Here is a 26,386-nt window from a genome sequence, read left to right as displayed (position 1 = left end):
TCAGTCCTCCACAACCAAGGCGGAGACGGGGCAGCTGCGCGCCGCCTCCTCTACTCGCTTGCGGTCACTGTCGGGCAGGTCCTCGCGCAGAACGATCACTAGGGCGTCGTCATCTAGGTCGAAGTAGTCGCCCGCGGCGACAACGCAATTGGCGTAGCCCTGGCAGGCGCTGCGGTCGGCGATGATCCGTGCCATCGGTCTCTCCTTTTCTACTGCGGTCGCATTTCGGGAAACATCGGCTGGTCAGGCCGCGCGATCATCTCGGAGAACGTCTGCGTGGTCTGCCAGGTCAGGGCCTCGAGTTCCATGGGATCGATCGCGATCCACTGGCCAGTTTTCGGGGCGTCGATCAGTAGCCTCGTGCCGTTGTGAGTTTCCACGCGGCGCACTTCGATCTCCGAAAACTCGTTGGCGATGACGAGCGGCTCTCCGACGGTGCGGGCGACAAGACGCTCGCGCTCCGCCGCCGCAGCCGCCGCGGCATCACGATCGACGTCGGCACCCTCCCAGTCGAGGCCGCTCACAGGAAGATCGCCAGGTTCTGGGTGCGGAGCACCGACTCGTCCACCATGATCACCCGACGTGCCAACTGCAGGTCGTCACCGACGCGACGCAATACGTCCTCGCGGTGAGCGGAGATGATTGACGGCTCGTTGACGTCTCCCCGGCTGCGGAACAGCAGGACGGCGGAGTCGACGATGAGCTCGTCCTCGACCGAGGACAGGAACACACGCACGTTCGTCACGTAGTGACGCAGGCGTGAGGGAGGGTCCTCCGTCCAAGCGTGTTCAGTCAGGAATCGCGCGACCCGGCGGCTGAGCGAGTACTTATTCTCGTCCCAGTGCGACATCCCCCTCGCCGTCGTGAAGGAAGACCCGAGAGCCGTCGTCTGACGCACCGGCATGATGTAGTGAATATCCTCTGTAAGCGTCTCAAGCCAGTGCTCGTACCGTTGCTCGTCGAGGGTGTAAGCCTCTTCAATCAACCAACGATGCGCCTCGAGATGCAGTTCGTCGGAGAACAGTAGGGACCGCCCGACTCGATCGGCGCGCGTGGCGTGGGCGCCGAGAGGCGATTGCCCGGAAATCTGGACACCGGTCTCGGTGTTCATCATGCGGGTGCCTCCCCGTTGTTGGTGATGCCTGTACCGATGCTCGCGACCTGCACCTCGACTTCGTCATCGGTGTCGAGGTAGTCGGCCCAACGATCGAGCAGATGACGCTGGTTGTACTCGCCGTAACCAACGTGCGCGACGCCTGGACCGGCGAACTGTTCAGGCGTCAGCGCAGCGACGACCGGAGTGTCGTCTTTGAGAGTCCCCATCCGACTGTTGAGCAGGAGCCGTCGAGCCATCGAACCCTTGGCAGTCGTGGTCAGCGAGACCCAGTTCTCGACATCGTCCTGCTCGAACATTCCCGTGCTACCGAAGCACATAAGGTAGGCCTTGTACGAGAGCTCCTTGAACTCCTCCGGCGCCTCGGCATCGACCGCGAACCAGGAGTAGACCTCCGTCTCGTTCTCGCTAATGGGCTGCCACGAACGGATCGAGATGAAGGGCAGCACGTCGTCCCCGTCCTCCACCTTCGGCCAGTTGTGCACGAAACTCATGTTCGGGAAGAGCGATGCCGCTGAGATCATAAACCCGTCACGGCCAATCACATCGAGCTGCTCCGGCGACCATTGCTCCTTCATCCGCTCGATCATCGCGTCGGGATATCCGACGTAGCGCAGCCGCTCCTCGAGGCTGCCCGGCGGGAGCTTGTAGGTCGTGCCGCCGCCGTTGCCGGCCCAGTACGTGTTGCCGTCCTTGCGCTTCTCCGCCTTCGGCTCACGGAACAACCCGATCTCGACGACCGAGGTGTGGGTCTGGGGCGTGTGATACATGTCGCCGGCGAAGTTCTCGGCGCCGATCTTCCAGTTCGCGTTGACGCGCCACCGCTGCGGGCCACGCAGCTCGATGCCCTTGGCGCTCTGCCCGGTGTAGTAGTCGAGGTAGAACGCGAAGTCGCCGATGTATTCCCGCAGGGTCGGCGCGTTCGGGTCCATGCTGATGAAGATCAGACCGTTGTATGTGTCCAGGTTCGGCGCCGGGAGCAGTCGTGCACCCTTCTTGTTGAACCCTGCCTCACCCCCGTAGGCCTCCTCGTGGAACGGGAGGCCCATAATCCGGCCGTCGTTGCGGTATGACCACCCGTGGTAGGGGCAACGGAAGTGGGAGGCGTTGCCGACCTCGGCGCGGCATACCTGCATCCCGCGGTGCAGGCACATGTTGAAGTGCGCCCGAATCTCACCACTCTCGTCGCGCACGACGATAAACGAGTCGTCGAGCACATGCCGCACCACGTAGTCACCGGGCTGAGGGATCTCGGATTCATGTCCGACGAAAATCCACGCGCGGCTGAAGAGCTTGCTCTTCTCCTGCTCGAAGATCTCCTCGTCGTTATAGATGTGCGCCGGGATCATGCCGCGCCGCACGTCCTCGAAGATCGTCGTCTTGCTCGCCATTGGGCCGCTGCTTCCTGATGTCAGAGTCCTATTCCGCGCCTTGAAGATGACGTCGGTCGAGACCGGTTTTCTTTAAGACAGAATCTGATTCTGCTAGATTTTCCAGGAATTCGCAATCGGAGATCACGCCTCGAAGGAGAAGTGGATGATGAACGACTACGTCGACGAACGCATGCTCGTCGCCAATGCTTGCCGCGTGCTCGCGGTCCGGGGGCTCGTGGACGACATCCTCGGGCACGTCAGCCTGCGGGTCGACGACGACACCGTCCTCATCCGAGCCCGCGGACCGCAGGAGCGGGGGCTGCGTTTCACCACCGCCGACGACATCCTCGCCGTGCCCCTCGAGGGATCGTTCGAGCTCGCCGGCGGGTACCGGGCGCCGAACGAGCTGTCTCTGCATCTTGAGCTGCTGCGCCGCAATCCTGCGGCCCGATCCGTCGTCCACGCGCATCCGCCGGCTGTCGTCGCGTTCTCGCTAACCGGACGGACACTGCTACCGATTGTCGGTGCCTTCAACATCCCCGCTATGCGGATGGCGCGCGACGGCATCCCCGCGCACCCCTCGTCTGCGCTGATCCGCAACCACGCACGCGCGACGGCCATGGCGGACGATTTCGGCACGCGGCCGGTCGGCATCCTGCGCGGTCACGGCCTCACGGCCGTCGGCGAGAGCGTCCCGCAGGCCGTCATCCGCGCGATCAATGTCGACAGCCTCGCTCGCGTGCACCTCGCCGTTCTGCAGGCAGGGGCCGAGCCTATACCGATCGATGACAACGACCTCGCCGACCTGCCCGACCTGGGTGACGCATTCAACGACGGGCATCTCTGGCGATTCCTGCTGCAGGAACTTGCTGAGCAACGGCTCCTGCTGTAGTCGGGCCATCACAGATGTCCGGAGCCCGGGTCGCGATCAACTGCACCATCCTCACCGCCGCAGGCGCACATTTGGACCGAGCCACTCCGTCACCAGGGTGAGTACCGCATCGCTGTTCGACTCCTGCATCAGCATGTGGCCGTTGCCAGCCACGTTCGCTGCCGTCAACGCGACGAACCTGACATCGCCGCCTCGCTCGGCGAGCCAGTCAGCAGTCGCGCGGTCCGACTCGATCGGATGATCGGTGTCGTGGGTACCGACCATCACGAGGGTCGGTAGGCCGTCCAACTCCCTGTCGCCGATATGGACCTGCGCACCGCGGACGTTCTGCCGCTCGAGGAGGAGCCCGGCTGGGATTGGCACCAGCTGCGAACGGAGCTCGTCCAGGTGACCGGGTGGGAACTGCTCGCTTGCACCGACCAGCTTCGCCTCGATGAACTCTGGTCCGGGATGCCACCAGCCGCGACGGGGAAGCCTCCAGGTGAGCGGGCGTCCCTGGACGACGATGTGATCGGCGTCCTCTTCCAGCACGGCGGGCTCGGGCTGGATGTCCCCGGGGGGAGCGGGTGCCAGCGCGACTAGGGCGATCAGTGAATCCCGATGGTGGAAAGCGACCCGATAGCCGAAAGCGGCGGACATGGAGTGGACCACGAGGACGACCGGGCCGCCGAGCGCAGCGATTAGCTCGACGATCGCGCCGGCGACCGCCGCCCCATCCAGCCGCGTGTCGGGGTCCCATGCGCCGCCAGCCGACAACCCAGGCCACGTCATCACGACCGCGCGGTATCCGGCTTCGGCGAGACGGGGTGCCCACCCGGGTCGCCCGCCGATCGCTCGACTCCAGCCACCGGGGCCCACCCCCCCGCCGTGAACGAGCAGCACCGTCGCACGGGCGGGGCCGCCGGGCAGCCATTCGGCGTAAGCGACGGTCCCAGCGGAAGTCGCGAAAGAGCGAAACGTCGTCACGACATAACGGAGACGATGGCTGCTGCCAGCTCCACCGGGCGCGTCAACATGGCCTGATGGCTCCCCGGCGAGCTCGCGGTCGTCGGGTTCGTGAGCCGGTCTGCTGATGCGCGGTACAACTCCTGCGGCACAGCCCGATCCTCTTGCAGGAAGATGTAGCCGCTCGGCACGTCACCGGTGCCGGCCGTCCGAAGACGGATCGGCTCGTCGAGCCAACCGCCAGGCGACGGCACCAGACGAGGCTCGACCTGCGCGTGAAGCTCCTCCGATCCGTCCTGCAAGAAAGCCGTCATGAATAGCGGCGGGATCGGCACGCTCTGGTCGGGCGAGGACGCGGCTGTGCCACGGGCGAAATTCGCCAACTCGGCGGGGAGGATCGCATTGATCGACTCGCCGTCGGCGAGTACCCACGCGTCGATGAAGATCGCCTGCTCCACCTGCTCCGGCATCGCCTCAGCTACGAGTTGGATGAGCGGGCCGCCGCCACTGTGGCCGACTACGACGAACCGGTCCCACCCCTTGTCGGCGATCCGGCCGATGAGATTGTCCGCCATGGTCGAGAGCGTGACACCTGCACGGTCGTCGTTGTCACCGAGACCCTGCAAGGTTGGGGCCCATACCTCGTGGCCTGCCTTCGTGAGCTCAGCGACAACGCCGTCCCACGCCCAACCACCCTGCCAACCTCCATGAACCAAGACGATGCGCATTCTGGAACTCCTTTGTTCACCGACGGCGGGTTCCGTCGGATGGAATCCCACTCTACCTAGCAGAATCTGTGCAGAACAACAGTCCTGTTCAATCCCTTCAGAAAGGGTCATTCGTACTCGTCGAGCTTCCGGAGGACGGTCTATCTGAGCGGCGTCTCACGGAGGTCCTGCAGCATGATCGCCCGGTTCATTGGCGAGCTGCATTGCGGGACCTCTCTGGCCAGCGTGACCGCCACTGCGCCGAGCGGGGTGCCGGATCCACGTGAGTCGCGTCGACACGAATCCGGAGATTGTGCCGGCGCCCAGCACGATGAGGGAGTTGACGATCATCCTGACGATGATCTGAACTCCGCCGAGAACGAATCCCTGAGCGGTCGTGTTTCCCTGCCCGTGATCTATGAACTGCGGGATGATCGCGAGTTACATGACAGCGGCCTTGGGGTTGAGCAGGTTGGTGACGAGCCCCATCCGGAACAGCTTCGACCGGGAGTCGCGCGCGTGGGATTGTGTCTCGAATAGCCCGTTGCCGCCGGGGCGCAGGGTTGCGGACGCCAGCCACGCGAGATAGAGCACTCCAGCGGCTGTCCCGGTCCAGCTCACCTTGACAGGGCTCTCAGGGGTGAGTGCTCGACCGGACGATCCCCCGCGGACTCGCCATGGAGCCACGGCCAAGGAATGCGGAGATCGAGGACGCCGGTCGCGCTGAGCAACACCGGGATGAGGAGAAGAGTGAGCCGCCCCGTCGGCGATCGCCCTCGCCTCTGAACGGCGCGGCTGCTCACTCGTTAACACACTCTAGGTCGATCTGCCTGCCGCAAGCGGGCATCTGAGTTGAGTCGGACCAACTGTAGGAAAATGCCATTTCGCGTGGAATCCTGGCCCTGAAACCGTTGCCAACTACCGTGGAATCGCGAGGGGTTCATGCCATCTCGAGCGGGAACCTACAGGGACCTATTGGTCCTCCCCGTGGAGCGCGCTTGACTCTGCGGCCCGCCGTTCCTCGCCCCCGTCCCTCGCCCGTTCTTCCCTTCGCTCGGCTGTCGCGTACCGACCGCTTGACGCGGTTGGCACGCGGTTTGCGACAGCCGAGCGCGTGTGGGAGACCGCGCTCGCTCCTACCGCGAGGAGGCGGGCACCGCGGATGCCGCGTGCAATCGCAGCGCGTGCGTCACGCCGAAGATCGGGATGGCGAGGCGATCGCCGGTGGCGAGGGGCGCCTGCCGGATGGGAACGAGTTCGGCCGTGTGGCGTCGATCTCTTCGCCGGCGCACAGCACCGTCGCGCGGCCTGCGGCGAGCACGTTGCGGAGCCACTGCGTGCCCTCGCCGTAGGGCAGGGTGATGTACAGCTCGTCGCCCGCGCGCGTGACGCCGACCGGGGTGTCATAGACCTTGCCGCTGACCCGACCCGCCACGCGCACGATGGCCCAGGGCGAGCCGGGGCTGCCGGCATCCCGGAGCGCCCCCGGGTTGAGCATGTCGCGTTGCACGACACGCGCGAAGCGCAGCACGCCGGGATGCCGGGTGCGCACGCCCACCACGAAGACGGCCAGGCCGATGAGCGCGACGCCCACGAGAGCGGCGACGGCCGTGGACAGTGCCCGGATCAGGGTCATGGCCCTACTCTGGCCAGGTGGAGCGGGTGCCGCAAGCGTCCCGCCTGAAACGTGAGGCCGAGGATCAGCGCCAGCTCGTGAGCTTGTCGGGGTTGCGCACGAGCCACACGTCCGTCACGCGGTCGGCGCGCACGCCGAGCACCATGACGGTGTCGACCACCCCGTTCTCGCTGACCAAGAAGCCCAGCCCGTCGGCGGTGGCGATGGGGGCGACCTGCGCATCCGGGCGCTGGGTGAGCACCCCCAGAATGAAGCGGGCGACGTTGACGGCGCCAAGCACCGGGCGCCTCGCCGCGCTGACCTTGCCGCCACCGTCGGACGTCAGCGTCACGCCGGGGTCGAGGATCGCGACGAGTGCGTCGAAGTCGCCCGAGCCCGTCGCTGCGGCGAAGGCCGCCGCCACTTCGTCGTGCCGCTCGCGGGGTGCCGCATCGTCGGTGCGCGAGCGCACCTTGCGGCGGGCGGAGGTGGCCAGCTGCCGTGTCGCCTCCACCGATCGTCCGACCGTGTCGGCGATATGCGCGAAGGGCAGCTCGAACACGTCGTGCAGCACGAACGCGACGCGCTCGGCCGGGGTGAGGGTGTGCAGCACCACCTGCAGCGCCATGCTCACCGAGTCATCGAGCGTCACCCGATCCAGCGGGTCGGACGACGGAACGGCGTCGACACTCGCGGGCACCGGTTCGGGAAGCCACGGGCCGACATAGCTCTCGCGTCGCGCACGGGCCGACCCGAGCATGTCGAGGCAGATCCGCGAGGTCACCCGCATCATCCATGCCCCCGGGTTCTCGATGCCCGCACGCTGTTCGTCGCCGAGGCGCACCCAGCGCACGAACGCATCCTGCACCGCGTCCTCGGCGTCGCTGAGACAGCCCAGCATGCGGTACGCAAGGCCCCGCAGCGCGGGCCGCTCCGCCTCGAGGGCCGCGGTCGCGGCATCATCCGGCATCCGGTCTCTCCGATCTTGTTCCCCGGGCAGCGTGTCGCTCACAGCATCGCGAATGTCGGCGCCGAGCGCGACCTCCACCCCTCGCTCACCACGACGATGCAGCGCGGGCGAATGTGAGCCTCACGTTTCCGACGCCCGCGTCGTCGGGAGGGCAGGACGTCGTTCGGGGCGTCCGGAACGAGAAGAGGGACACGATGAGAATCGCCATTGCAGGAGGAACCGGGCTCATGGGCGGGCTCGTGGATGCCGCGGCCACCGCCCGTGGTCACGAGACCGTCATCCTGGCGCGCTCACGCGGGATCCATCTGGCCACCGGCGCCGGCCTCGACGACGCGGTGCGAGACGCCACGGCCGTCGTCGATGTGACCAACGTCGCCACGCTCAAGGCCGATCCCGCGACGCAGTTCTTCGAGACGGTCACGCGCACGCTGCTCACGGCAGAACAGCGCGCCGGCGTCGATCGGCACGTCGCGCTGTCGATCGTCGGCGTCGACCGCGCCCCTACGACTACTACGCGGGAAAGCGGGCGCAGGAGCGGGCGATCGAGGCCGGCCCGAGGCCCTGGACCATCCTGCGGGCCACGCAGTTCCACGAGTTCGCCGAGCAGATCCATTCGTCGGCGAAGGTGGGGCCGCTCCACCTCGCGCCGAAGATGCGCACCCAGCCCATCGCCGCTCGCGAAGTCGCTGCGCGGCTGGTCGACCTCGCCGAGTCGCCGGCGCACGGCGGCTACATCGAGATCGCCGGGCCGCGGGAGGAATCGCTCGTCGACATGGTCCGCCGCTGGGCGCGGGCAACCGGCCACCGCGGATGGATTCCCGCAGTGGCGCTGCCCAGGCCGCTCGGCACGGCGCAGCGCGAGGGCACCCTGCTGCCGGGAGGCGGCGCCGAGACCGGCGTCGAGACCTTTACCGCGTGGCTGGAGCGCACCACTCGCCGGTGAGTATCCGTCGCCGACGGAATTCCGCAGTCCCGCCGCGACGTTGCCCCTGATGTAGACCGATGTGCCTCGCGGGGCGCAGACCGTGAAAGGACAGCACAATGGCACGCATCACGATCCTGGGTGGCAGCGGATACGCCGGTTCGGCCCTCGTCGCCGAGGCCGCACGCCGCGGACACGACGTCACCTCCGTCAGCAGAACGACACCGGAGGAGCGGGTCGCCGGAGTCGACTATGTCGCCGGAGACGTGGTCCACCGCGAGACGCTGACGTCGGTCATCGAGGGGCGTGACGCCGTCGTCGTGGCGCTGTCTCCGCGCGGCGACATGGTCGGCAAGGTCGAGGGCGTTCTCGAGGACCTCATCCGCACGCTCGAGGGCACCGACACGCGCCTCGGCTACATCGGCGGCGCCTCGTCGCTTCACCTCTCCGAGGGGGGACCCACCCTCTGGGACGTGTCGCACGAGCAGCTTCCCCCCGAGGTCAAGCCCGAGATCGAGACCGGACTTCACGCGTTCGACATGCTCAAGGCCAGCCCCGAGAGCCTTGACTGGTTCTACGTGAGCCCGCCGTCGGACTTCGGGTCGTGGCTCGGCACGGCGTCGCGCGGCTCGTACGTGCTCGGCGGCGACGTGCTGCTGAAGGACGACGAGGACGCCTCCACCATCTCGGCCGACGACCTTGCCCTGGCGATCATCGACGAGGTCGAGCAGCCGAAGCACCGTCGGGGCCGCTTCACCGCGATCTGGGGGCCGAAGACCGAGAGCTGATCTCGTCCGGCGGCGCGGCGGGCATCGCACAGCAGTGAGGCGTGCTCGCCGCTACCGTCGAACCATGAGCGTTTCTGAGGCGGTCGGCGAACCGCAGGCTCCGACGCGGCGTGAATGGCTCGCCCTGGCGGTATTGTCGGTCGGCCTCGGCCTGATCGTGCTCGACGGCACGATCGTGGGCGTGGCCCTGCCCGACATCATCGCCGACCTCGGGCTCGACCTCACCGACGCCCAATGGGTCAACAGCCTGTACGCGGTCATCCTGGCCGCCCTCCTGTTGTCGACCGGAAGCCTCGCCGACCGGTGGGGCCGCAAGCGACTCCTCATCGCGGGCGTCGTCGTCTTCGTGCTCGGCAGCGCGCTGGCCGCCGCTGCCGGGTCGGCCGGAATGCTCATCGGGGCGCGGGCGGTGCAGGCGGTCGGGGCCGCGCTGATCATGCCCTCGACGCTCTCCACCGTCAATGCCGTGTTCCGTGGCCGCTATCGGGCCGCCGCCTTCGGCGTGTGGGGAGCGGTGATCTCCGGGGCGGCGGCGGTCGGACCGCTCGCCGGCGGCGCGCTGACACAGTGGGCATCCTGGCACTGGATCTTCCTGGTGAACATCCCTCTCGGGGCTCTCGTGCTCATCGCCGCGGTGATTCTCGTGCCCGAGACCCGCGGCAGAAGGCGGCTTCGCGGCATGGATGTCGACGGCGCCCTGCTGTCTGCGATCGGGTTCGGATCGCTCGTGTTCGCCATCATCGAGGGCCCCGACCTGGGCTGGTGGACGCCGACGAGCGAGCTGGTGATCTTCGGCGTCACGTGGCCGACGGATGCCGCGATCTCGGCCGTCCCCGTGGCCTTCGCGGTGTCGGCGGTAGCCCTTGTGCTGTTCGTCGTCTGGGAGAGGCACCGCGAGAAGGTTCGGCGCGCCGCCCTGCTCGATCTCAACCTGTTCACGCTGCGCACGTTCTCCTGGGGCAATGTCACCGCCGCGATGGTCGCGGTGGGGGAGTTCGCCATCATCTTCGTGCTGCCGCTCTACCTGATCAACGCCCTCGGTCTCGACGTGATGGGGGCCGGTCTCGTGTTGGCCGCCATGGCGCTGGGAGCGTTCTTCGCGGGCGCTTCGGCACGCCACCTCGCCGCCCGCGTCGGATCCCCCGGAACCGTGCTCATCGGCCTGGGTCTCGAGGTCGCCGGCGTCATGGCGCTCGCGTTCCTGATCACGGCGACCACACCCGGATGGCTCGTCGCCCTGCCGCTCGTGGTGTACGGCCTGGGTCTCGGCCTCGCGTCCGCGCAACTGACGGGCACCGTGCTGCGCGACGTCCCCCTCGACATCTCCGGGCAGGGGTCCGCGACCCAGAGCACCGTGCGCCAGATCGGTTCGGCGCTCGGAACGGCATTCGCGGGCGCGGCGCTGTCCGTGTCTCTCGCAGCGACTCTGCCCGCCGCGCTGGCCGCATCCGGTATCAGCGGCGACACCGCCGACCAGCTCGCGAACCAGACGCGCCAATCGGCGGGAACGACGATCGAGCAGCTGCGCCTGCAGGGCGAGTCGAGCGTGCTCGGCGACCAGACCGCGACGGCGGTGGAGGCACTCGCGCGCGGCTTCGCCGACGGTGCGCGCTGGTCGCTGCTCGTCGCCTCGGCCTTTCTCGTTCTCGGCTTCGTCGGTGCGGCTCGTCTTCGCCGCGTGGCTGAGCGGCGGCCGCCCGCTACACCGACTGACGCTGCTGAAGCAGCGGGCACTCGAACGGGTCCCGCTCGCCGAGGCCGACCCGGTTGATGTAGCGGACGACGATGCCGTACGACTCCCACAGCCCCGTCTGCGTGTAGGTCACCCCCTTCTCCCGGCAGTACGCCGAGATCATGCCGGATGCCGCGCGCAGATGCGGCCGGGGCATCGACGGGAACAGGTGATGCTCGATCTGGTAGTTCAGCCCGCCCATGACGGTGTCGAGCAGGCGACCGCCGCGGATGTTGCGGCTCATCAGCACCTGACGCCGCAGAAAGTCGCCCTTCGTCTCGCGCGGCACGAGCGGCATCCCCTTGTGGTTGGGGGCGAAGACCATGCCCATGTACACGCCGAACAGGCCCAGCTGCACGCCGAGGAAGGCGAACGCGATCCCGGGCGAGAGCACGAGGAACACCAGCAGCAGATAGCCGATCGTGCGCACCGCCAGAAAGGTGATCTCGATCGGTCTGCGCCGCAGCGGTTCGCGGGAGAGCACCCGGCGAACGCCCGAGGCATGCAGCGAGAGACCCTCGAGCAGCAGGATGGGAAAGAAGAACACGCCCTGATGCGCCATCAGCCAGCCCAGCGGACCCTTGCGCCGGCGCGAGGCCTGGCCCGGGGTGGTGGAGATCACCGGCAGCCAGGACGGGCGCCGCCAGCAGCTTGGTCCAGTAGTAGCCGTACCCGCGCCGCATCAGCCCGCTGGCTGCGACGCGGCGCGAGAGTTCGGTGAAGTCGTTCGGGCGTTTCGCGGCTGCCGCTCGGGTGGATCGGGATGCCGCCCCAGGCAGAGCGTCGGCCATGGCTAATCCCTCTCGATCGTGGGTGAGGCGGTTCCTGCCTCACGTGAACGACGGGGTCCGGGTCGTATCGCGCCAGGCTATCGGGCCAGGCGCGGAAGCAGATAGGCCTTGACAGCTCCCCCTCACCTGTCGCACACGCGAATCCTCCCGGAAGTGCGACACGAGCGCGCTCTCGACGAGCGGGCGGATGCCGGCTGCCCGGGCGGGGGCACGCGGCCGTACGATCGAGGCGATGCACACGCCCGACCCCGAGCCGCTCACCGCGATCGCCATCGACGCGCGGTCGGCCGTTCCCGCCTCCGAGCAGCTGCGGGCCCAGCTCGTCGCGGCTGTCTCCGCCGGCGACCTCGCCCCCGGAGCACGCCTGCCGCCGGTGCGTCGTCTCGCGGAGCAGCTCGAGCTCGCGCCGGGCACGGTGGCGCGCGCGTATCGCGAGCTCGAGGCATCCGGCATCATCGAGACCCGGGGTCGCAACGGCACCTTCGTCTCGCCTCACGGCGATCCGGTCCGCCGGGAGGCGCAGCGCGCGGCGGCGGCGTTCGCCGAGCACGCTCGCGCGCTGAAGATCGATCCCGACGAGGCCCTCGCGCTCGTCGCCGCGGCGCTGCGGGGCGGGGCATGACCGACCCGTTGCCCTTCACCGTCGCCGACGTCGGCGCCTGGCGCCGCTGGCTCGATGCCCACGAGCACTCCTCGGACGGCGTATGGCTCGTGCTGGCCAAGAAGGGCACGACCGAACCCACGTCGCTCACGTACGCCGAGGCCCTCGACGAGGCGCTGTGCAGCGGCTGGATCGACGGGCAGAGGCGTACGAGGGATGCCGCCACGTACGTGCAGCGATTCACCCCGCGGCGCGCGCGCTCGATGTGGTCGCTGCGGAACGTCGACCACATCGCGCGCCTCGCAGATGCGGGACGCCTGCGGCCCCGCGGCCAGGTCGAGGTCGACCGGGCTCGGTCCGACGGCCGCTGGGAACGCGCGTACGCCGGCCCCGCCACCGCGGAGGCTCCCGCCGAGCTGACGCGCGCTCTCGACGCGTCGCCGGTGGCGCGGGAGCGATTCGCGGCTCTGAGCAGTTCCGCGCGGTATTCGATCCTGCATCCGCTGCTCACCGCCGCATCGCCCGAGACGCTCACCGCGCGCGTCACCCGAGCCGTGGCGTCGCTTGAGGAGGAGCCGGCGTCCGGCTCGTGATCCGCAGCGCGGTCCCACCTCAGCGGCGCCTCAGCAGCAGGATGGAGTCCTCGAGCGTCGCGCTCTCGCCCGACGGCCCGGTCGCGCGGCGCTCGCGGACCTCGGCGGTCACGACGTCCCACTCGTCCTCGTCGAGAGCGAGGGCGGCGAGCTCCTCGTCGGGTCGGGGGAAGTGCGCCCGGTGGTCGTCTCCGGCATGGCTGTGCGCCGAGCCGGCCCAGGGCGGCGCCGCCGCGTGCGCGACGACAAGCAGGTGGCCGCCGGGCGCCACGCGATCGGCCGCCCGTCGCAGGATCCCCTCCCGCGGCAGCGGCACCGGCGACTGCAGAAAACTCGCGGTGACCAGGTCGAATCTCTCTTCCGTCTGCCAGGAGGCCAGGTCCGCGACGACGAACCGTGCACGGTCGGCCGGGATACCGGCGTCGATCCCCGCTCGGCGCGCTCGTTCCACCGCCGCGGGCGAGATGTCGATGCCCGTCGCCGTCCAGCCGTTGTCGGCGAGCCAGACCACGTCGGCGCCCTCGCCGCACCCCAGATCCAGCGCTGCGCCTGGCGTGAGGGAGCGGGCGACCGCGACCACCGCTTGATTGGGGTTGCCCGACCACACGGCGTCGCGGGAGCGGTAGCGCTCCTCCCAGAAGGCGGCGGCCTCGACGGGCGGGGCGTCCCGCTCCGCGCGATCGAAATCCTCCGCCGTCAGGGCGGCGTTCACCGCTGCACCGGTCATTGAACCGGCGCCCATCGAGGCGGGCACGTTGCCGAATGGGATGACGACGTTTCCCGTGGCCCAGATGCGCGGATGGCTCGTCCTGCCCACGGCGTCGACCGCGAGCACGTTCCCCATCGGTGAATCGGCGCGCGCGAGGTCGAGATCCGCGACAAAGCCATCATGCGGCCGCGGCGTTCCGGCGGTGAACAGGGCCTCGATTGCGACGTGTTCGCCGTCGACGGTGCGCACGCCCGTAAGCTCCGTGCCCTCGCCCGTGAGCTCTGTCACCGCAGCCGAGACGAGGCGGATGCCGCGTGCCGTCAGGCGCGCGGTGGCCTCGGCGTCGAGCTCGCCCGTCAGTCCCGTGAAGACGGTGACCGACGCGCTCAGCTGGCGCGCGAGCTCGGCCTGATGCACTCCGGCCGGCGAGGTCAGCAGCACGCCGAGTGCGCGGTCGCGCACCTCCCAGCCGTGGCAGTACGGGCAGTGCAGCACGCTCTCCCCCCACCGCTCGACGAGACCCGGGATCGCGGGCAGCTCATCGCTGATGCCGGTGGCGACGACGATGGCGCGTGCCTCGAGGGTGTCCGCGGATGCCGAGGCGCCCGGCATCCGCACCCGCATCAGGTCACCGTCGTCGGCGACGTGCTCGACGCGTCCCTCGTGGAACTCGACACCGTAGGCGGCGGCCTCCGCACGCCCCTTCTGCGCGAGCTCACGGGGCGAGAGTCCCTCGAGCCCGAGCACGCCGTGCATGTGCGCGGCGAAGCGGTTGCGCGGCAGGCCCTCGTCGATGACGAGCACGCGCCGGCGTGACCGGCCGAGCATGAGCGCCGCGCTCAGGCCGGCGGGGCCGCCTCCGATGATGATCGCGTCCCAGGGTGAAGATTCTGTGGTCGAAGAGCGCATGGATGAAGCATTCAGCGAGTATGCTTGTACGGCAAGCTAACTTGCAGAAATAGCAAGGGGAATCGTGCGAGAGCTGGAACAGGTGGGGCCGCGCCTGCGCGCCGTGCGCGCCGCCCGGGGGTGGACGCTCGACGAGCTGGCGGAGCGTGCGGGGATGTCGGCGAGCACCCTCTCTCGCCTGGAATCCGGCAAGCGCCAGGCGAGCCTGGAGCTGCTGCTGCCCCTCACGCGCCAGCTCGGCATCCGCGTCGACGACCTGCTGCCCGAGCCGGAGCGCGACCCGCGGGTGCGACGGGCGCTGGTCCACCGTGACGGGCTGGTGATCGCGCCCCTCACGCCCGAGGACTCGCCCGTGCAGACGTACGAGATCACCTACCCGCCCGCCGCCGAGCCGCCCGCGCAGCGGACTCACGACGGCTTCGAGTGGCTGTATGTGCTCTCGGGGCATCTGCGCCTGTGGCTGGGCGAGCAGGATCTGGTGCTCGCCCGGGGCGAGGCGGCGGAGTTCGACACCCGCATCCCCCACTCGATCTCGGCGGCCGGCGCGCGCCCGGCCCAGGTGATCAGCATCTTCAACGCCGACGGAGTGCGCATGCACACGCACGGGGCCGAGTGAGCGGCGCCGCTCCTTTGCCGGGGCGAGGGAATCTGCCTGGACGAGGACCGGATCGGCCGATTCCTGCCTCGCACCGGCAATCGTCCTCGTCTCGGCAGCGGGGTGCGGCGCTGTACACGATCGCGGCGTCCTCGGCAGGTGCGGCACGAGGGGATGTGCCCTCCACATAGGCGTAGACGCTCGGTTATCCCCCGTAGGCGAGTGCCGAGACGAGGGGAGGCCCGGCGGGCGCCAGTCTTGCGTCATGCCCGAGATGCCACACGCGATTCGCCCCGCTACGATTTCTGACACCACGATGTCGGTCAGATTGCCTTCCGCGGATCCCGAATCGTGCACGGAGGTGCGAACCAGGCTCCTGGCGAAGCTGGGAGCCCTGCCGGAGGTCACCACGCTCATGCCGATAGCCGAGGCCGAACGTCTGGCGCGGGAGGCGCCGAGTCACGGCGAGTCGATCGTCGCGATCGTGCCGCTCGTCGAGATGCTTCTGGACGAGTCCCGCAACACCGGTTCCGCCGACATGGTGGCGGATCTGGCCTTCCTCTGCATGATGCCCAGCATTCCCCAGGCGATGGCGGTGCAGATCGCGTTCGGCCGGTCCGTCGGCGAGAAGCACGCGCTGAAGATCGCGCGGATCGTCTCTCGCGCGGAGCGCCGGGGCATGAGCGTCGATCAGTACGTTGCGGAGCTGGCCGCGACCGACGCGGTGCCGCACGACACGATTGTTCGGCTGTTCCTCGGCGAAGCCCGGAGGCAGCCCGATCGGGATCGCGTGCGCCGCGGCATCCGGTTGCTGCGGCGCAACGCATCGCTGCTTCCCCCGCCGTTTCGCACCGACATCTTCTGTGTCATCGCCTGGCTGCACTGGTCTCAGGGGCAGCGTGCGATCGCCTCGGCGTACCTTTCGGACGTGCTGCGGGAGAACCCCGACGATGTGCTCGCGGGAGGCCTGCGCGCTCTGTTCTCCCGCTCGCTGCCGGAGTGGACCACGTCAGTGGCGGCACCGCGGCGGAGGAATTCCTGACGATGCGTGCGGCGATCATGGTTCGTCTGCCGGGGCGAGGGAATCTGCCCGGACGAGGACCGGATCGGCTGATCCTTGCCTCGCGCCGGCAATCCGCCTCCTCTCGGCAGCGGCGTACGGCGGCATCCGCCTGCCCGGCAGCGGCGCCACCGCGGCGTAGAATCTCGTGTGCCCTCCGAGAATCCCCCCGCGCCGGCCGCCGGAATCGACCCCGCCGAGCTCGCGATCGTACTCAAGGTGCTCGCCCGGATGCCGGAGCTGCACGAGACGCACCCCGACTACGTCACGGTGCGCCGGGCGACCGCCGGGATGTTCAAGGCCGTGAAGAAGGAGCGGCGCCGCGAGATCCGCGCGGCGATCGCCGACGCCGACCGCAGCGTCGTCGCCGCCACGGCCACCGGGGCGCCCGACCGCATCGACGACGAGACCCGCGGCATCCCGATCAGCACCCGCACGACGGCGCCCACGGCGGGCACGCTCAAGAAGGCTCGTGGCTGCTACATCTGCAAGCAGCCGTACACGCTCGTCGACGCGTTCTACCACCAGCTCTGCCCCGCCTGCGCGGCGATGAGCCACGCCAAGCGCGAGGCGCGCACCGACCTGACGGGAAAGCGCGCGCTGCTCACCGGCGGACGCGCCAAGATCGGCATGTACATCGCGCTGCGCCTGCTGCGCGACGGGGCGCACACCACGATCACCACCCGCTTTCCCCGCGACGCGGTGCGCCGTTTCGCCGGCCTGCCCGACGCGTCGGAGTGGCTCGACCGGCTCAAGATCGTCGGCATCGATCTGCGCGACCCGGCGCAGGTGATCGGGCTCGCCGACGACGTGGCCGCGGCGGGCCCGCTCGATATCATCATCAACAACGCCGCGCAGACGGTGCGCCGTTCCCCCGGGGCGTACCAGCCGCTGGTGGATGCCGAACTCGCACCCCTGCCGGACGGGCCCCTGCCCGAGCTCGTGACCTTCGGACACACGAACGACCAGCATCCGCAGGCGCTGGAGCGATCGGTCGCCGCGCACCCGGTGCTGGCCGCCGCTGCGGCCCGCGCCGAGACCCTGACCGAGCAGGCGCTCACCGCCGGCTCGAGCTCGCTCGAGCGTCATGCGGCCGGCACCGCGATCGACGCCGGCGGGCTCGTGCCCGACCTGCACGACGTCAACTCATGGACGCAGGCCGTGGACCAGGTCGATCCGCTCGAGATGCTCGAGGTGCAGCTGGCCAACACCACGGCGCCCTTCCTGCTCGTGTCGAAGCTGCGGGCCGCGCTGGCCGCGAGCGAGGCGCGGCGTACCTACATCGTCAACGTCAGCGCGATGGAGGGGGTGTTCGGGCGCGGGTACAAGGGCCCGGGACACCCGCACACGAACATGGCGAAGGCGGCGCTGAACATGCTCACCCGCACGAGCGCGCGGGAGATGTTCGAGACCGACGGCATCCTGATGACGAGCGTCGACACCGGGTGGATCACGGACGAGCGTCCGCACCCGACGAAGGTGCGTCTGGCCGAAGAGGGCTTCCACGCTCCCCTCGACCTCGTCGATGGCGCCGCCCGCGTCTACGACCCCATCGTTCGCGGCGAGGCCGGCGAGGATCTGTTCGGCGTCTTCCTGAAGGACTACGCGCCCGGGTCCTGGTGATGCTCGCGGCGCATTGTGCGTCTCGCCGGTCCCGGCCGCAAGGCCCTGGATGCCGCCGACACCTTCGCACAGGATCGGCGGAACGATCGACGAACCTCGGGAGTGAGCCATGGCACGCACATCGACCAGCATGCGCCGCTGGCGCGGGCGCCTCGCCGCCCTCGGCATGAGCGCGCTCGTCGTCACCGGACTCACCGCCTGCGACGCAGGCGACACCGGTGTCGATGTGGAGGACATCACCGAGGAGGGCGCCCGTGAGGGGGATCAGTTGGATGATCCGGGTATCACCGGCTACGACGGCGCCTACACCGAGCTCTTCATCACCGACGATTACGTGGGCGACACCGTCGTGCTGACCGCCGAGATCGGTCAGGTTGTGAGCGATCAGGCCTTCGCCATCGGCAGCTCGCCCGATGTCGAGCCGCTTCTCGTGCTCTCGGACGAGGCCGTGGACGGTCTCGCCGTCGGGGAGAGCGTGCGTGTGGGCGGGATCGTGGAGGAGCCGCTCGTGCTCGCCGATCTCGAAGCCCGATGGGACGTCGATCTCGATGACGCGGCCTGGGCCGCGTGGGAGGACGCCACCTACCTGAACGCCACGATCGTCGAGACGGGAGTCGAACTCGACGAGGAGTGACGTATCGCTTCCGTCGGGTCGCGCGCGTCCGGGGCAAGACGGCTGACCCGCGGGCTGGCGCCGCACGGCATGTGGTTTGCTGGTGCCGATGAATGACGTCGGCTTGAGATCGGAGCGGGGACCGATCCTCCTGGCGCTCATGCTCGCGATCTTCCTCATCGCGATCGACACGACGATCCTGTCGACCGCGGTCCCGACGATCGTCGCCGAGCTCGGCGGCTTCGACCAATACCCGTGGCTGTTCTCGGTGTATCTGCTGGCTCAGGTGGCGACGGTGCCCGTGTACGCGAAGCTCGCCGACCGAATCGGCCGCCGTTCCGTCATGTTCGTCGGGATCGGGCTGTTCGTGCTCGGCTCGGTTCTGTCGGCGCTCGCGTGGAGCATGGGCTCGCTCATTGCTTTCCGTGCCGTTCAGGGCTTGGGTGCCGGGGCGATCATCCCGACGGCACTCACCGTCGCCGGAGACATCTACACGGTTCGAGAGCGCGCGCGGGCGCAGGCCTACATCGCGAGCGTCTGGGCCCTGTCTTCTGTCATCGGTCCGACTCTCGGCGGGCTCTTCTCCCAATTCCTGTCGTGGCGCGGGATCTTCTGGGTCAACGTGCCGCTTGGCGCGATCGCCCTCGTGCTGTTCTGGCGCCACTATCGCGTGCCCTTCGAGCGGCAGCCCCAGCGCATCGATATCGGCGGGGCCATCCTGCTGACCTCGGGTCTGGTGCTGCTCGTCCTCGGCGTGCTCGAGGGTGGCCAGGCCTGGCCCTGGGTCTCATGGCCGAGCGCGTTGCTCTTCGGGGGATCGCTGCTGCTGCTGCTCGCGTTCGCTCTTGTCGAACGTCGGGCTCACGATCCCATCATCGAGCCCTGGCTCGTCCGCAGCCGGGTTGTGGTTGCCACCGCCTTCGTCTCGCTCGGCGTCGGCGCCGTGCTCCTCGGCCTGACCTCGTTCGTGCCGACGTTCATCGAGAGCGCGACGGGAGTCGTGCCCGTGGTCGCAGGGCTCACCGTTGCCGCTCTCACATTGGGCTGGCCGCTCAGCGCCGCCCTCGCGGGCCGCTTCTACCTCAGGATCGGGTTTCGCGCCACGGCGATGGTCGGTTCATCGGTCGCTACCGTCGGTGCGCTGTTTCTGACGACGACGGCCGTTCTCGTCCCCTCAGTCGGATGGACGGCCGCTGGTTGCTTCATCGTCGGACTGGGCATGGGACTTGTCGCCAACCCTGCATTGATCGCTGCACAATCCTCTGTCACGCAGGAGAAGAGGGGCGTCGTCTCCGGGACGAACGTCCTTGCACGCTCCATCGGCAGCTCCGTGGGAGTCGCGATCTACGGCGCGGTGGCCACGTCGGTCATCGCGGCCGGAGGCGGCGCCGATTCGCCTGCGGCCGTGCAGGCGGGCGCCGTCGCCGTGTTCGTCGGCGTTGCCGTGACGACCGCTGTGCTGCTCATCGCGTCGGCGGTCATCCCGCACGTCCCCATCGACGACTGATCACCCACAACGCGCGAGCCGCGGGGGGGTGGGATGCTGGGACCCATGAACGCCGCCACTCCCTCCCTCACCGAGATGCCCGACCCCCAGTTCGTCATGTCGAACGAAGGGCACCGGATCGCGACCTACACGTGGGGCGACGAGGCCGCGGACCCGGTGCTGTGCGTCCACGGATTCTCGTCGAGCTGCCGCGACAACTGGGTGGCCACCGGCTGGGTGCGCGACCTCACCCGCGCGGGCTTCCGCGTGATCGGTGTCGACCAGCGCGGGCACGGTGCGAGCGACAAGCCCCATGACCCGCGCGCGTACACGATGGACGCCCTGCTCGCGGACCTGGAGAGCGTGCTCGAGACCTATCTCGTCGACGAGGCGCGGTACGTCGGGTACTCGCTCGGCGCACGTGTCGGCTGGCAGCTGGCGGTCGACGCGTCGCTGCGGGTCTCGCGAGGGGTGCTGGGCGGCATCCCCGACGGCACGCCGCTCGGTCGGCTGAAGCTCGACCAGGCGCGGGCGTTCGTCGAGGACGGCACCGAGATCGCCGACAAGGTCACCCGCAACTACGTCACCCTGTCCGAGCGCGTGGCGGGCAACGACCTGCGCTCGCTCGTGGCCCTGGCCGAGGGCATGCGGCTCGGCGACTCCGATCCCGACCCCGAGAGTCCGCCGCAGCAGCCGATGCTGTTCGCGACCGGAAGCGAGGACGCCATCCTCGAACGTTCCCGCGGGCTTGCCGAGGCGACGCCGAACGGCACCTTCTTCGAGGTGCCGGGGCGCCACCACTTCAACACCCCGGGGTCCCGCGACTTCCGGCAGGCAGCCGTGGCGTTCCTCCGCGACTGACCGCCCCGCCTCACTCCCCGGGCAGATGAAACCTGTTGTTCATCTGTTCGTGGTCCTTTCGTCCACACGCGCTGCCTAGTGTGGACACTACGTCCAGATCCTCCGGACGCAGAGGGAGCGGGAGTGACAGGAACAATCGTCTTCGACTTCGACGGCACCCTCGCGCTCGGGCGCGGGCCGATCGTCGCCTACGCCCGGTCGCTCGCCGCATCCGCCGATGACGAGGGGTTCTTCGCTCGCGCTCATGCGGCGATCGACGATTTCGAATCGGGTGCGTCGACCTATCGTGACGGCTATCACGCCGTCGGGGCGCTGGCTTCCGCGTCCGGCATCGATCCCGCGGCGCTCGCCGCCGCGTACGGCGCGAGTCGCGAGGCACTCGGGACGACGGATGCGGCGGTGCACGCGCCCGACGGCCTCGCCCCGTTCCTTGAGCGCCTGAGCGGCCGTGCACGCCTCCTCCTCGCGACCAACGCGCCCGGGACGGGCATCGCACGGGTGCTCGACACGTGGGGCGTTGCTCCGTTCTTCACCGCGACGCACTTCACCGTCGGCAAGCCCGAGGGGCTGACGAAGATCATCCGCGAGGCACTCGCCACCGGTCCCGTGCTGTCGGTCGGCGACATCGTCGACTTCGACCTCGTCCCCGCGATGCAACTGGGCGCCGACACCGCACTCGTCGGGGTCACGGCGATGATCTCGGACGCACCCGTCGACCTGCGCGGCCGGACGGTCGCCGACCTGTACGCCGACATCGAATCCTGGGCCGCAGCAGCGTCATCCAGCACCCCCGTGCCCCTCGGCACACCGCTCCCCACCGAAAGGCAGTCCTGATATGCGCAAGTTCCTGCTGGTACCGAGCGTCGTCGCGGCGACGGCGATCACGCTCGCCGGATGCAGCGCCGACGCGTCAGCCCCCGCATCCGACGGCGAATGGCCTGAGTCGATCACGCTCTCGCTCGTGCCGTCCGTGGAAGGCGAGGACCTCGCAGAAGCGCTCGACCCGCTGACGACCTACCTCTCCGACGAGCTCGGCATCGAGGTCGAGGGCGTCGTGGCGACCGACTACGCCGCCACGGTAGAAGCGCTGGGAGCCGACCAGGCGCAGGTGATCATCACGGATGCCGGATCGCTCTACAACGCGATCGAGCGCTACGACGCCGAGCTCGTTCTGAGAGACGTGCGGTTCGGTGCGACCTCGTACGCGTCGGTCGCGATGACGAACAACCCGGACAAGTACTGCGAGGACGAACCGGCCATGTCGACGTATGCAGCCAGCGGCATCGAGCTGTCGTACTGCAACGGCATCGAGCAGCCGGGTGAGAATGCGACGGGACAGGGACCGGCGGGGACCGACGCTCTCGCCGCGATCGACGAAGGCACCGAGGTGGCGCTGCAGGCGGCCACCTCGCCCGCGGGCTATCAGTACCCCGTCGTCGCCATGCGCGAGGCGGGCGTCGACACCGACGCGGGCATCGCGCAGATCCCGGTGGAGGGCAACAACAACGCCGTGCTCGCCGTGTACAACGGCGACGCCGAGGTCGGCTTCGCCTACTGGGACGCCCGCACGACCGTGACGGAAGAAGCGCCGGATGTCGCGGAGGAGGTCGTCGCCTTCGCCTACACCGACATGATCCCGAACGGCGGCGTCGCCGTGTCGTCGTCGCTGCCGGAGGACCTCGTGACCGAGCTGACGGCGCTGATGGACGGCTACGCGGAATCCTCTCCGGAGGCCGAGACGGTGATGTTCGACCTGGTCGGGCTCTCCGACTGGACCGCCGAGACGGCGGAGGACGAGATCGTCCGCTACGGCGAGATCCTCGCCGAGTTCTCGAGCTGAGCACCGACCACATCAGCCTCATGCAGACGAACAACAGCGAGACGGAGGCCGGGACCGCACGCCCGGTCTCCGTCTCCTGGGGGATCGCGCTCGACCGAGTGTCGGTCACCTATCCCAACGGCACCGCGGCTTTGCGGGACGTCACCCTTCGGGTGGAGCCCGGGGAGATGGTCTCGGTCGTGGGCCTGTCGGGCTCGGGCAAATCGACGTTGATCCGGACCATCAACGGCCTCGTCGAGGCATCCGCGGGCACCGTGACGGTCGGACCGCACACGCTGACGCACATGCGCGGAGCGCGACTGCGGCAGCTGCGCGGGCACATCGGGATGATCTTCCAGGGGTTCAACCTGGCGGAGCGCACGAGCGTGTACCGCAATGTCATGGTGGGGCGCTTCGCCCACACGCCGACGTATCGAACCGTGCTGGGATTGACCTCCCCCCGTGACCGCGAGATCGCTCTGAGCGCGCTGCACGCGGTCGGCATGCTCGAGAAGGTATGGATGCGGGCCGGCGCGCTGTCCGGGGGTCAGAAGCAGCGCGTCGCCATCGCGCGCGCCCTCACCCAGGAGCCGAGCGTGATGCTCGCGGACGAACCGGTGGCGAGCCTCGATCCGCCCACCGCCCACGCAGTGATGGACGATCTGCGGCGGGTCAACGCCGAACGCGGCCTCACTGTGCTGGTCAACATCCATCTGATGGACCTGGCGCGCCAGTACACGAGTCGCATGATCGGACTGCGCGCCGGCGAGGTCGTCTACGACGGCCCCGCCGCCTCTGCCACCGATGCCGACTTCGAGCAGATCTACGGGCGGCGCATCCAGGGTCGCGACGCGCTGGGGGCGTGAGTGTCGGAATATCGTGAACTCCGGGTACCGCCTCGGCCGACGCGTCGCCTGCGGACCGCGGGCATCATCGCGGCGTTCGCGGCGTTCACCGTCGCCACCTGTCTGCCCGCGATCGGCGGAGTCCAGCTCGACTTCGGCTCCATCGTGGAGAACTGGCGAAACGGGGCCCAGACGGGTGCGCAGCTGCTGCAGCCGAACTGGGCATTCGTGCCCCGCACGATCGGCCCGATGCTCGAAACGGTGCAGATGGCCATCGCGGGGGCTTTCGCCGCTGCCGTGCTCTCGGTTCCGCTCACACTGTGGGCGGCCAGGCCGACGAACCCGAACGGCCCTACCAGACGGATCGTGCGGGCAGTGATCAACGTCGTCCGTGCTGTGCCGGACCTCGTATACGCGACGATCCTGGTCGCGATGGTCGGCGTCGGCGCGCTCCCCGGCGTGCTCACCCTCGTGCTGTTCGACATCGGCATCATCGTCAAGCTCGTCTCCGAAGCGATCGACTCCGCGGATCATCCCTATATGGAGGCCGGTCGGGCCGCGGGAGGCACGCAGGCACAGATCAACCGGCTGACCGCCTTGCCTCAGGCTTGGCCCCTCTTCGCGAATCAATGGCTCTACACCCTCGAACTCAACATCCGCATCTCCGCAATTCTCGGCATCGTCGGTGCCGGCGGGGTGGGGCGTCTGCTTGACGAGCGCCGAGCGTTCTACGCGTACGGCGATGTCGCCATCGTGATCATCGAGATCCTCGTCGTGGTGATCGCGATCGAGTTGTTCTCCAACTTCCTGCGCAGGAGACTCGTATGAGCGCCACGCCCCGGCCCGCGCCCGCCTTCGTTCTGCCAGGCCGCCCGTCGAAGGTCGTCCCCACGGTCACCGCGGCCGCCGTGGGCGTCGTCGTGCTCCTGTCCGCTGTGGGGCTCGACATCAGGTGGTCCGACGTCGCGGCGATTCCCGGCGAGCTGCTGCACTACGGCGAGCTCATGTTCGCCTCCCCGGACTGGGAGAAGCTGCCGCGCGCGCTGCTGGAGACCTGGCGATCGATCTCGATGGCCTGGCTCGGCGCCCTCCTGTGCGTCGTCTTCTCCCTTCCGCTCGGGATGCTGGCAGCGCGCACCGTCGGCCCGGCGTGGGTCCGCACGCCGCTTCGCGGCGTGTTCGCCGTGATCCGAGCCGTGCCTGAAGTGATCATCGCGCTCATCCTGCTCACCGTCACCGGACTGACGCCGTTCACCGGCGCTCTCGCGCTCGGCCTCGCCGGCATCGGCACGCAGGGAAAGTGGACCTACGAGTCGATCGAATCGGTGCAAGAGGGGGCTTCCGAAGCGGTGCGGGCAGCCGGCGGCTCGACCGCGGAGGTCGCACGCTGGGCCCTCTGGCCCGCCGCCGCGCCCGCGCTGATCTCTTTCGCTCTCTACCGTTTCGAGATCAACATCCGCATCTCGGCGGTGCTCGGGCTGGTCGGGGCGGGCGGCATCGGGGCAATGCTCTCGAACTACACGAACTTTCGCGAGTGGTCGACCGTCGGGATGCTGCTCATCGTCGTGATCGTCGCGACGATGCTCGTGGACGCGATCTCGGGTGCGATACGTCGTCGGATCATGAACGGACCCGGGCGGCGTCGCCTGATGCGGATGCTGTAGACGAACCGGCCTTCGGACGCTGCCCGGCACGAGGATCATCCCGCCGCCACGATCTAGACTGGGGACATCCCCATGACTACGCCCAGCCCCATCGCGTCGGCCTCACACGCCTCTTCCGCACGCTTCGCACCGCGTCACGTGCAGCTGGCGCGCGCCGTGGCAGCCGCGATCGCGGCCCTCATGATCACGTTCACGCCGGATCACTCGGCCGCCGTGGGGCTGGCAGTGTTCAGCGGCTTCGGCATCCTCACGGCACTCGTCCTGCTGCTGGCGGCGTGGCTGACGTACGGATCGGGACAGCGTGGCATGCCGATACTGCTCGGCGTTCTCGCGCTGATCGCCGGCATGGCCGCGGGGGTCGGCCCCTGGCGCACCGACGTGACGTTCTACGTCGTGGTGATCGCCTGGGCGCTGACGACGGGAATCGCGGAGGTCGCGTGGGGCTGGCGGGGACGCCGCGCGGTGGATGCCGCGCGCGATCACCTCGCCATCGGCATACTCACCCTCGTGCTCGCTGCCGCCCTGCTGGTCATCCCCGCCGGCTACTCGCTCGAGTACACGATCGAGGCGGCCGGCACCTTCACCCTGACCGGGACGACGATCGCCGTCGGAGTGTTCGGCGGATACGCCGCGATCGTGGCGGTCTACCTGGCCATCGCGGGGTTCTCTCCGCGCCCGTCGCCCTCGCCCTCGGGCGACCTCGGTGCGGGCGGGGAGCCGGCCCCCCGACGAGAGGGCTCCGCATGAGCGATCGACCCACCCGCCGCGATCTTCTGCGCCCCGTGCAGCTGCTGGGCGTCGCGTTCGCGTGTGCGCTCTTCGCCGGGGGCGTGACCTTCGTCACGACGGGCGGGTTCCAGTCCGGACCGGGCACCGGCGTCGCCACGCTGCCGCTGACCGCGATCGTCGCGGGCGTGACCTTCATCGTCGTGCTGCTCGGCCTCTCTCTTCTGCTGCTCGCCGTCGATCCCGCGCAGGTGAGCACCCCCCTTGATCGCCCGGTGCTGCACGATCCTGACGACGCCGAGGATGCGTCGGCCGATCATTCGCCGAGCGGCAGCGAACCGAACGGTGCCGCGTCGCGCCGTGCCGAGTCCGACCGCGACGCGCCGAAGCCTCCCGAGCCGGGCGCGGACGACCAGCGGCCGTAGCCGCCCGT

Annotated in this window: 31 protein-coding genes; 19 read left to right on the top strand and 12 right to left on the bottom strand. The window is 69.0% G+C overall.

The window, feature by feature from the left end; translation table 11 throughout:
* The 4 genes from M4I32_RS05135 to M4I32_RS05120 are packed head-to-tail and all read right to left on the bottom strand — an operon-like array spanning position 1 to position 2,505.
* Entirely contained in the window at positions 1 to 195 is a 195-nt protein-coding gene (locus M4I32_RS05135) for a ferredoxin (RefSeq protein WP_005050734.1), read from the bottom strand.
* 14 nt (positions 196 to 209) lie between these two features.
* Positions 210 to 524 (bottom strand): hypothetical protein, encoded by a 315-nt coding sequence (locus tag M4I32_RS05130; RefSeq protein ID WP_138173433.1) that lies wholly within the window; start codon positions 522 to 524, stop codon positions 210 to 212.
* On the bottom strand, positions 521 to 1,114 hold the full coding sequence (locus M4I32_RS05125) for a 3-phenylpropionate/cinnamic acid dioxygenase subunit beta (RefSeq protein ID WP_138173431.1): 594 nt from the start codon (positions 1,112 to 1,114) through the stop codon (positions 521 to 523). Before M4I32_RS05125 ends, M4I32_RS05130 begins: the two co-directional genes overlap by 4 nt.
* Positions 1,111 to 2,505 (bottom strand): aromatic-ring-hydroxylating dioxygenase subunit alpha, encoded by a 1,395-nt coding sequence (locus M4I32_RS05120; RefSeq protein WP_005050729.1) that lies wholly within the window; start codon positions 2,503 to 2,505, stop codon positions 1,111 to 1,113. Before M4I32_RS05120 ends, M4I32_RS05125 begins: the two co-directional genes overlap by 4 nt.
* A 145-nt stretch (positions 2,506 to 2,650) precedes the next feature.
* Between M4I32_RS05120 and M4I32_RS05115 the strand changes: the two genes are divergently transcribed.
* Positions 2,651 to 3,379 carry a class II aldolase/adducin family protein gene (locus M4I32_RS05115; protein ID WP_138173429.1) on the top strand — a complete coding sequence of 243 codons (729 nt, stop codon included), beginning with the start codon at positions 2,651 to 2,653 and terminating at the stop codon, positions 3,377 to 3,379.
* A gap of 51 nt (positions 3,380 to 3,430) precedes the next feature.
* On the opposite strand, the gene M4I32_RS05110 is transcribed toward M4I32_RS05115, so the two are convergent.
* From M4I32_RS05110 to M4I32_RS05085, 6 genes are all read right to left on the bottom strand, one after another.
* Positions 3,431 to 4,261, bottom strand: coding sequence for an alpha/beta fold hydrolase (locus tag M4I32_RS05110; RefSeq protein ID WP_319033552.1), 831 nt, complete (start codon positions 4,259 to 4,261; stop codon positions 3,431 to 3,433).
* Between the two features lie 80 nt (positions 4,262 to 4,341).
* The gene (locus tag M4I32_RS05105; RefSeq protein WP_319033419.1) at positions 4,342 to 5,052 is read right to left on the bottom strand and encodes an alpha/beta hydrolase; all 711 of its coding nucleotides are present in this window, start codon (positions 5,050 to 5,052) and stop codon (positions 4,342 to 4,344) included.
* A gap of 420 nt (positions 5,053 to 5,472) precedes the next feature.
* On the bottom strand, positions 5,473 to 5,652 hold the full coding sequence (locus tag M4I32_RS05100) for a LysE family transporter (protein ID WP_005050722.1): 180 nt from the start codon (positions 5,650 to 5,652) through the stop codon (positions 5,473 to 5,475).
* A gap of 568 nt (positions 5,653 to 6,220) precedes the next feature.
* On the bottom strand, positions 6,221 to 6,667 hold the full coding sequence (locus M4I32_RS05095; protein WP_319033418.1) for a nitroreductase/quinone reductase family protein: 447 nt from the start codon (positions 6,665 to 6,667) through the stop codon (positions 6,221 to 6,223).
* Between the two features lie 64 nt (positions 6,668 to 6,731).
* The gene (gene sigJ, locus M4I32_RS05090; RefSeq protein ID WP_319033417.1) at positions 6,732 to 7,616 is read right to left on the bottom strand and encodes an RNA polymerase sigma factor SigJ; all 885 of its coding nucleotides are present in this window, start codon (positions 7,614 to 7,616) and stop codon (positions 6,732 to 6,734) included.
* A gap of 290 nt (positions 7,617 to 7,906) precedes the next feature.
* A complete protein-coding gene (locus M4I32_RS05085; protein ID WP_319033416.1) occupies positions 7,907 to 8,083 on the bottom strand; it encodes a hypothetical protein in 177 nt (58 codons plus the stop codon).
* Between the two features lie 185 nt (positions 8,084 to 8,268).
* On the opposite strand from M4I32_RS05085, the gene M4I32_RS05080 reads away from it, so the two are divergent.
* The 3 genes from M4I32_RS05080 to M4I32_RS05070 all read left to right on the top strand — a co-directional run bounded on the left by M4I32_RS05080 (position 8,269) and on the right by M4I32_RS05070 (position 11,097).
* Positions 8,269 to 8,559: a hypothetical protein gene (locus M4I32_RS05080; protein ID WP_319033415.1), complete on the top strand. Its 291-nt coding sequence runs from the start codon at positions 8,269 to 8,271 to the stop codon at positions 8,557 to 8,559.
* A 98-nt stretch (positions 8,560 to 8,657) separates the two neighbouring features.
* Positions 8,658 to 9,326, top strand: coding sequence for an NAD(P)-dependent oxidoreductase (locus M4I32_RS05075; protein ID WP_319033414.1), 669 nt, complete (start codon positions 8,658 to 8,660; stop codon positions 9,324 to 9,326).
* Between the two features lie 64 nt (positions 9,327 to 9,390).
* Positions 9,391 to 11,097 carry a DHA2 family efflux MFS transporter permease subunit gene (locus M4I32_RS05070; protein ID WP_319033413.1) on the top strand — a complete coding sequence of 569 codons (1,707 nt, stop codon included), beginning with the start codon at positions 9,391 to 9,393 and terminating at the stop codon, positions 11,095 to 11,097.
* Here M4I32_RS05070 and M4I32_RS05065 read toward each other — a convergent pair.
* Positions 11,027 to 11,680, bottom strand: coding sequence for an acyl-CoA desaturase (locus M4I32_RS05065; RefSeq protein WP_319033412.1), 654 nt, complete (start codon positions 11,678 to 11,680; stop codon positions 11,027 to 11,029). The two genes, M4I32_RS05070 and M4I32_RS05065, sit on opposite strands and share 71 nt — an antisense overlap.
* A 401-nt stretch (positions 11,681 to 12,081) precedes the next feature.
* Here M4I32_RS05065 and M4I32_RS05060 point away from each other — a divergent pair, with 401 nt between their 5' ends.
* Complete coding sequence (locus M4I32_RS05060; protein ID WP_319033411.1) at positions 12,082 to 12,471, top strand: GntR family transcriptional regulator; 390 nt, start codon at positions 12,082 to 12,084, stop codon at positions 12,469 to 12,471.
* On the top strand, positions 12,468 to 13,043 hold the full coding sequence (locus tag M4I32_RS05055; protein ID WP_319033410.1) for a YdeI/OmpD-associated family protein: 576 nt from the start codon (positions 12,468 to 12,470) through the stop codon (positions 13,041 to 13,043). Before M4I32_RS05060 ends, M4I32_RS05055 begins: the two co-directional genes overlap by 4 nt.
* A 19-nt stretch (positions 13,044 to 13,062) precedes the next feature.
* On the opposite strand, the gene M4I32_RS05050 is transcribed toward M4I32_RS05055, so the two are convergent.
* On the bottom strand, positions 13,063 to 14,661 hold the full coding sequence (locus M4I32_RS05050) for an FAD-dependent oxidoreductase (RefSeq protein ID WP_319033409.1): 1,599 nt from the start codon (positions 14,659 to 14,661) through the stop codon (positions 13,063 to 13,065).
* Positions 14,662 to 14,725: 64 nt separating this feature from the next.
* On the opposite strand from M4I32_RS05050, the gene M4I32_RS05045 reads away from it, so the two are divergent.
* The 13 genes from M4I32_RS05045 to M4I32_RS04985 all read left to right on the top strand — a co-directional run bounded on the left by M4I32_RS05045 (position 14,726) and on the right by M4I32_RS04985 (position 26,378).
* Positions 14,726 to 15,277: a helix-turn-helix domain-containing protein gene (locus tag M4I32_RS05045; protein WP_413466783.1), complete on the top strand. Its 552-nt coding sequence runs from the start codon at positions 14,726 to 14,728 to the stop codon at positions 15,275 to 15,277.
* A gap of 340 nt (positions 15,278 to 15,617) precedes the next feature.
* Complete coding sequence (locus M4I32_RS05040) at positions 15,618 to 16,298, top strand: DUF4192 family protein (protein WP_319033408.1); 681 nt, start codon at positions 15,618 to 15,620, stop codon at positions 16,296 to 16,298.
* Between the two features lie 168 nt (positions 16,299 to 16,466).
* The gene (locus M4I32_RS05035; RefSeq protein ID WP_319033407.1) at positions 16,467 to 17,939 is read left to right on the top strand and encodes an SDR family NAD(P)-dependent oxidoreductase; all 1,473 of its coding nucleotides are present in this window, start codon (positions 16,467 to 16,469) and stop codon (positions 17,937 to 17,939) included.
* A 109-nt stretch (positions 17,940 to 18,048) separates the two neighbouring features.
* Positions 18,049 to 18,573, top strand: coding sequence for a hypothetical protein (locus M4I32_RS05030; protein ID WP_319033406.1), 525 nt, complete (start codon positions 18,049 to 18,051; stop codon positions 18,571 to 18,573).
* A gap of 88 nt (positions 18,574 to 18,661) precedes the next feature.
* Positions 18,662 to 20,059 (top strand): MFS transporter, encoded by a 1,398-nt coding sequence (locus M4I32_RS05025; RefSeq protein ID WP_319033405.1) that lies wholly within the window; start codon positions 18,662 to 18,664, stop codon positions 20,057 to 20,059.
* Positions 20,060 to 20,104: 45 nt separating this feature from the next.
* Entirely contained in the window at positions 20,105 to 20,899 is a 795-nt protein-coding gene (locus tag M4I32_RS05020) for an alpha/beta hydrolase (RefSeq protein ID WP_319033404.1), read from the top strand.
* A gap of 123 nt (positions 20,900 to 21,022) precedes the next feature.
* Complete coding sequence (locus M4I32_RS05015; protein ID WP_319033403.1) at positions 21,023 to 21,733, top strand: HAD family hydrolase; 711 nt, start codon at positions 21,023 to 21,025, stop codon at positions 21,731 to 21,733.
* Between the two features lies 1 nt (position 21,734).
* Complete coding sequence (gene phnD / locus M4I32_RS05010; protein ID WP_319033402.1) at positions 21,735 to 22,739, top strand: phosphate/phosphite/phosphonate ABC transporter substrate-binding protein; 1,005 nt, start codon at positions 21,735 to 21,737, stop codon at positions 22,737 to 22,739.
* A gap of 20 nt (positions 22,740 to 22,759) precedes the next feature.
* Entirely contained in the window at positions 22,760 to 23,584 is an 825-nt protein-coding gene (gene phnC / locus M4I32_RS05005) for a phosphonate ABC transporter ATP-binding protein (RefSeq protein ID WP_319033401.1), read from the top strand.
* Positions 23,585 to 24,391 carry a phosphonate ABC transporter, permease protein PhnE gene (phnE, locus tag M4I32_RS05000; RefSeq protein WP_319033400.1) on the top strand — a complete coding sequence of 269 codons (807 nt, stop codon included), beginning with the start codon at positions 23,585 to 23,587 and terminating at the stop codon, positions 24,389 to 24,391. It begins immediately after the preceding gene.
* Entirely contained in the window at positions 24,388 to 25,227 is an 840-nt protein-coding gene (gene phnE, locus M4I32_RS04995; RefSeq protein WP_319033399.1) for a phosphonate ABC transporter, permease protein PhnE, read from the top strand. The genes phnE (M4I32_RS05000) and phnE (M4I32_RS04995) overlap by 4 nt, the downstream gene beginning before the upstream one ends.
* Before the next feature lie 72 nt (positions 25,228 to 25,299).
* Positions 25,300 to 25,974 carry an acyl-CoA synthetase gene (locus tag M4I32_RS04990; protein WP_319033398.1) on the top strand — a complete coding sequence of 225 codons (675 nt, stop codon included), beginning with the start codon at positions 25,300 to 25,302 and terminating at the stop codon, positions 25,972 to 25,974.
* Positions 25,971 to 26,378, top strand: a complete 408-nt coding sequence (locus M4I32_RS04985; RefSeq protein ID WP_319033397.1) for an amino acid transporter — start codon at positions 25,971 to 25,973, stop codon at positions 26,376 to 26,378. The genes M4I32_RS04990 and M4I32_RS04985 overlap by 4 nt, the downstream gene beginning before the upstream one ends.
* Positions 26,379 to 26,386: the final 8 nt, after the last annotated feature.

The sequence above is a fragment of the Microbacterium sp. LRZ72 genome (assembly GCF_033792225.1).
Taxonomy (GTDB): Bacteria; Actinomycetota; Actinomycetes; order Actinomycetales; family Microbacteriaceae; genus Microbacterium.
This window is presented reverse-complemented; position numbering and strand designations above follow the sequence as displayed.

Excerpts from the sequence above, each read along its gene's own strand:
- M4I32_RS05020 (WP_319033404.1), top strand. The coding sequence starts at position 20,105 with ATGAACGCCGCCACTCCCTCCCTCACCGAGATGCCCGACCCCCAGTTC.
- M4I32_RS05025 (WP_319033405.1), top strand. The coding sequence starts at position 18,662 with ATGAATGACGTCGGCTTGAGATCGGAGCGGGGACCGATCCTCCTGGCG.
- M4I32_RS05135 (WP_005050734.1), bottom strand. The coding sequence starts at position 195 with ATGGCACGGATCATCGCCGACCGCAGCGCCTGCCAGGGCTACGCCAAT.
- sigJ (WP_319033417.1), bottom strand. The coding sequence starts at position 7,616 with ATGCCGGATGATGCCGCGACCGCGGCCCTCGAGGCGGAGCGGCCCGCG.
- phnE (WP_319033399.1), top strand. The coding sequence starts at position 24,388 with ATGAGCGCCACGCCCCGGCCCGCGCCCGCCTTCGTTCTGCCAGGCCGC.
- M4I32_RS05055 (WP_319033410.1), top strand. The coding sequence starts at position 12,468 with ATGACCGACCCGTTGCCCTTCACCGTCGCCGACGTCGGCGCCTGGCGC.
- M4I32_RS05030 (WP_319033406.1), top strand. The coding sequence starts at position 18,049 with ATGGCACGCACATCGACCAGCATGCGCCGCTGGCGCGGGCGCCTCGCC.
- M4I32_RS05075 (WP_319033414.1), top strand. The coding sequence starts at position 8,658 with ATGGCACGCATCACGATCCTGGGTGGCAGCGGATACGCCGGTTCGGCC.
- M4I32_RS05115 (WP_138173429.1), top strand. The coding sequence starts at position 2,651 with ATGATGAACGACTACGTCGACGAACGCATGCTCGTCGCCAATGCTTGC.
- M4I32_RS05105 (WP_319033419.1), bottom strand. The coding sequence starts at position 5,052 with ATGCGCATCGTCTTGGTTCATGGAGGTTGGCAGGGTGGTTGGGCGTGG.
- M4I32_RS05070 (WP_319033413.1), top strand. The coding sequence starts at position 9,391 with ATGAGCGTTTCTGAGGCGGTCGGCGAACCGCAGGCTCCGACGCGGCGT.
- M4I32_RS05060 (WP_319033411.1), top strand. The coding sequence starts at position 12,082 with ATGCACACGCCCGACCCCGAGCCGCTCACCGCGATCGCCATCGACGCG.
- M4I32_RS05095 (WP_319033418.1), bottom strand. The coding sequence starts at position 6,667 with ATGACCCTGATCCGGGCACTGTCCACGGCCGTCGCCGCTCTCGTGGGC.
- M4I32_RS05125 (WP_138173431.1), bottom strand. The coding sequence starts at position 1,114 with ATGATGAACACCGAGACCGGTGTCCAGATTTCCGGGCAATCGCCTCTC.
- M4I32_RS05080 (WP_319033415.1), top strand. The coding sequence starts at position 8,269 with ATGCGCACCCAGCCCATCGCCGCTCGCGAAGTCGCTGCGCGGCTGGTC.
- M4I32_RS04985 (WP_319033397.1), top strand. The coding sequence starts at position 25,971 with ATGAGCGATCGACCCACCCGCCGCGATCTTCTGCGCCCCGTGCAGCTG.
- M4I32_RS04990 (WP_319033398.1), top strand. The coding sequence starts at position 25,300 with ATGACTACGCCCAGCCCCATCGCGTCGGCCTCACACGCCTCTTCCGCA.
- M4I32_RS05120 (WP_005050729.1), bottom strand. The coding sequence starts at position 2,505 with ATGGCGAGCAAGACGACGATCTTCGAGGACGTGCGGCGCGGCATGATC.
- phnC (WP_319033401.1), top strand. The coding sequence starts at position 22,760 with ATGCAGACGAACAACAGCGAGACGGAGGCCGGGACCGCACGCCCGGTC.
- phnD (WP_319033402.1), top strand. The coding sequence starts at position 21,735 with ATGCGCAAGTTCCTGCTGGTACCGAGCGTCGTCGCGGCGACGGCGATC.
- M4I32_RS05050 (WP_319033409.1), bottom strand. The coding sequence starts at position 14,661 with ATGCGCTCTTCGACCACAGAATCTTCACCCTGGGACGCGATCATCATC.